The following is a 3683-nucleotide window of genomic DNA, read 5'->3' as shown; positions in this document are numbered from 1 at the left end:
ATCCACCACAGGAGGTGAACAATGATTCTGTTGGAAACAGAGGCTCTTACCAGAGCTTACGGAGGCGTTGTTGCCGTCAATAAAGTTGATTTTGAGGTGGAAAGTGGTTTGATCACCGGTCTCATCGGACCCAATGGGGCTGGCAAGACCACCCTGTTCAACAATATGACCGGTCTTGATATCCCTTCCTCAGGAAAGGTTTGGTTCAACAATAAGGAGATCACCGGGTATCCGGCTCATAAGATCTGTAGGATGGGTATTGCACGTACCTTCCAGAATATCCGCCTCTTCAAGGAACTCACCGTTGTTGAGAATGTCATGATCGGCAGGCACTTCAAAACCGGGAAAAGTGAGACCAAGGGACGTTTTCTCAACGCGGTGAAGAGCTATGTAAAGTTAAGGGAAGAGGAAGAAGAGATTTATGAGAAAGCATTGGACTGGCTCGATTTCTTCGATATGGGCGCTTCCAAGAATGAGCTTGCCAAGAATCTCCCCTATGGAAAGCAACGTGAGCTTGAGATTGCTCGTGCGCTTGCTACCGACCCAAAGCTGCTTTTCTTGGATGAACCAGCAGCTGGCATGAACCCCCAGGAGACCGACCATCTGATGTCCACCATCAGAAAGATCAGGGACTTGGGAATTACGGTTGTTCTGATCGAGCATGACATGAAACTGGTGATGAACATCTGTGATACCATCACTGTCCTCAACTATGGGCAGAAACTTGCCCAGGGGACTCCCCATGAGATCAAGAAAAACCCGAGTGTCATCGAGGCCTATCTCGGTAAGGATGAAGAATGAAAGAGCTGCTTACGATAGATGACATTTCTGTTTCCTATGGGAACATCAAGGCACTGAAACAGGTAAGTATGCATGTCAATGAGGGTGATATCGTCTGCCTCATTGGAGCGAATGGAAGTGGTAAGAGTACCTTGCTTAAGTCCATCGTAGGGCAGGAACCTTTGGATTCCGGCTCCATCACCTTTGACGGAGAGGAGATCTGTAGGGCAAGGAATGCTGGAGCCAAGCAAGGCAAGCGCTCGAAGATACTCACCACTGACTTGATTGCAGCAAAGGGAATCAGCTTGGTTCCCGAAGGCAGACGTGTATTTGCCGATATGACCGTGGAAGAGAACCTTGATATGGGGGCCTTCCTTGTACGAGATGATGCCTTGATCGCCGAACGCAAGGAGTCCATGTATGACTTCTTTCCCATTCTCGGAGCAAGAAGAAGACAGAAGACCCGATCCCTTAGTGGAGGAGAACAGCAGATGATGGCCATTGCCAGGGCTCTGATGAGTGGGCCGCGCCTGATCCTTCTTGACGAACCCGGACTCGGTCTTGCCCCATTGGTAATTGCAGACATCTTCGAGAAGATTGCCTTGATCAACCAGCAGGACAAGGTAACGGTCTTTCTGGTGGAACAGAACGCCCGCATGGCACTGAAGGCATCCTCTGAAGGGTATGTCATGGAGAATGGTAGGATTGTACTCAGTGATGCATCCTCCGCACTTTTGGAGAATGAGAAGGTACGGGCAGCCTATCTGGGCGAATAATTACTGGAAATTCACGATGGCATGAATTATAGTGTGCTTAGATGGTAGGAGATCCATATGATTATCGAACGAAGAATGACGCGCAATCCTGTTACAGCTACTCCCGATATGTCCATCGCGGAGGCATCTACCTTGATGAAACAGGAGAAGGTTCACCGACTTCCTGTGCTCGATAAGGAGAAGAGGCTGGTTGGTATCATAACTGAAAAAGATATCTTGTATGCCACGCCTTCTCCTGCGACAAGTCTCTCTATCCATGAGATGGCTTACCTGTTGAGCAAGCTTACGGTCAAGAAGCTCATGAGCAAGAACGTGGTTTCCATCACCAAGGATACCACGGTTGAGGAAGCCGCACGCATGATGGTAGACCAGGATCTGAGCAGCCTTCCTGTACTTGAAGGACAGCTGTTGATCGGAATTGTGACGAAGAGTGATATGTTCAAGATTCTGCTTGAGCTCTTTGGTGCACGCCACTTCGGGGTACGTCTTACCTTTGTGGTAGAAGACAAGCCTGGAACCATCGCAAAGATCAGTCAGGTGCTGAGCGAGGCAGGAATTGATATCATAACCTTTGGTACCTTCATGGGAACCGATCCCACCAATGCCATCTGTACCATCAAGGTGCAAGGAGCATCCATCAGCAAGGTGGTGGAGCTTGTAAAGCCCTATGTATCGCAGTTGCTGGATGTGAGGGAGGTCTGAGTGCCAAAGAAGAAAAAAAAGAAAACTTCTGATACAAGCGAGACGGCTGGAAACAGCCGTCTTGTAGTTGATTCTGATGCCTATAAGCCGTTTGAGCATATCAAGGAAGTAAAGAAACAGCCTGTGAAACAGAAGCAACCTGCGCCAAAGAAACAACCCACCAGTCAACGCAAAGAGCCCCTGGTGCTTGGATATGATCCAAAGGCAAACTTCGGTGATATCCTTGCCACTTGGGAACAGACAGGTGAGCTGGGCGGTGTGACCAAGCGGATGAAAAGCCACAGCAAGGTAGCGGTGGAGAAATCCTTTGGTGAGATTCTTGCTGAATGGGAAGGCGAGAAGCAAGCTGCCAAGAACAAGAAGGAAGAACCGGTTTCCATCAAAAAAAGTGAGGCCTATGTGCCTAAAAAAGATTTTGCATCACTCCTTGAGGAATTTGAGGGGAGTGAAAGGCCCAAGAAGAAACGAGGAAAGCCAGTCTCTGATCAGAGAAAGAGAGAACGTGAGGACCTTCCCTTGCAACCTACCCATGACATGCAGGATGCCCTTGATGAGAAGGAAGAGCTTGACCAGGAACGTGATAGCTCGGTGAGCTGGTCATTTGCAGATACCTACAAACAATGGACAACATTGAGTGATGAGGAGGCAGCCATCAAGCGGGCGCAGAAGGAAAAGCGTGAAGCAAAGGCAGATCCCCATACCATCTCTGCCCTCCGTGCCATGGAGCCTCAGTCAACGTTGGACCTTCATGGAATGAAGGTGTTGGAAGCTGAGCAGGCAACTGCTGAATTTCTACGCTCAGCGAAGGAGCAACGACTTCTCAAGGTGGCAATCATCACGGGAAAGGGATTGCATAATGACAAGGGATATTCCCTGTTGAAAGAAGCTGCACTCTCCCAGATACGGATCAGCAAGGTGGTACGTGAAGCATACACCCCAAAAGCCCGGTATGGGGGAAGTGGTGCTATTTGGATCATCATGAAACGATGATTCCTTGCACTTGGACACACGAAAAAGCCGGGTTCTCAAGGGAATCCGGCTTTTCCTCAAGATGTGGTGTTAGCGCTCGCGGTAAATGATACGACCTTTGGTCAAATCATAGGGAGAAAGTGCTACACGCACGGTATCACCAGGTACGATTCTGATGTAGTGTTTGCGCATCTTGCCCGAAAGATGGGCAAGAATGACATGTTCATTCTGCAGTTCCACACGGAACATGGTGTTGGGAAGAGCTTCGCGTACGATGCCTTCCACTTCGATTGCTTCTTCTTTGGCCACAAAACCTCCAAATATTTGCTTAAAAGCAAGAAAATTATATGCACTAGGTTAAAATGTGTCAACAGTGCCCCTATGCAATAAAAATATCCCAATATCCTTTCATGAAGATTCCTAAAATGATTGCCGGCAACACATACTGGAAGTATG

Annotated in this window: 5 protein-coding genes; 4 read left to right on the top strand and 1 reads right to left on the bottom strand. The window is 48.5% G+C overall.

The genetic code is table 11. The features are described from left to right. The first annotated feature begins 21 nt into the window (after positions 1–21). The 4 genes from JF818_RS12290 to JF818_RS16700 are packed head-to-tail and all read left to right on the top strand — an operon-like array spanning position 22 to position 3248. Complete coding sequence (locus tag JF818_RS12290) at positions 22–801, top strand: ABC transporter ATP-binding protein (protein ID WP_198892288.1); 780 nt, start codon at positions 22–24, stop codon at positions 799–801. Then, positions 798–1556, top strand: a complete 759-nt coding sequence (locus JF818_RS12285; RefSeq protein ID WP_198892287.1) for an ABC transporter ATP-binding protein — start codon at positions 798–800, stop codon at positions 1554–1556. Before JF818_RS12290 ends, JF818_RS12285 begins: the two co-directional genes overlap by 4 nt. 57 nt (positions 1557–1613) lie before the next feature. Continuing rightward, positions 1614–2258, top strand: a complete 645-nt coding sequence (locus JF818_RS12280) for a CBS domain-containing protein (protein ID WP_198892286.1) — start codon at positions 1614–1616, stop codon at positions 2256–2258. Then, entirely contained in the window at positions 2259–3248 is a 990-nt protein-coding gene (locus JF818_RS16700) for a Smr/MutS family protein (protein WP_198892285.1), read from the top strand. Positions 3249–3317: 69 nt separating this feature from the next. Here the strand turns inward: JF818_RS16700 and infA are convergent, their stop codons facing one another. After that, positions 3318–3536: a translation initiation factor IF-1 gene (infA, locus tag JF818_RS12270; RefSeq protein ID WP_117329341.1), complete on the bottom strand. Its 219-nt coding sequence runs from the start codon at positions 3534–3536 to the stop codon at positions 3318–3320. Between the last annotated feature and the right edge of the window lie 147 nt (positions 3537–3683).

Origin of the sequence: Sphaerochaeta sp. S2, assembly GCF_016406725.1 — a bacterium.
In the GTDB taxonomy this organism is placed as follows: Bacteria; Spirochaetota; Spirochaetia; order Sphaerochaetales; family Sphaerochaetaceae; genus Sphaerochaeta.
This window is presented reverse-complemented; position numbering and strand designations above follow the sequence as displayed.

Coding starts and splice junctions, on each gene's coding strand:
- JF818_RS12290 (WP_198892288.1), top strand. CDS start 22: ATGATTCTGTTGGAAACAGAGGCTCTTACCAGAGCTTACGGAGGCGTT.
- JF818_RS12285 (WP_198892287.1), top strand. CDS start 798: ATGAAAGAGCTGCTTACGATAGATGACATTTCTGTTTCCTATGGGAAC.
- JF818_RS12280 (WP_198892286.1), top strand. CDS start 1,614: ATGATTATCGAACGAAGAATGACGCGCAATCCTGTTACAGCTACTCCC.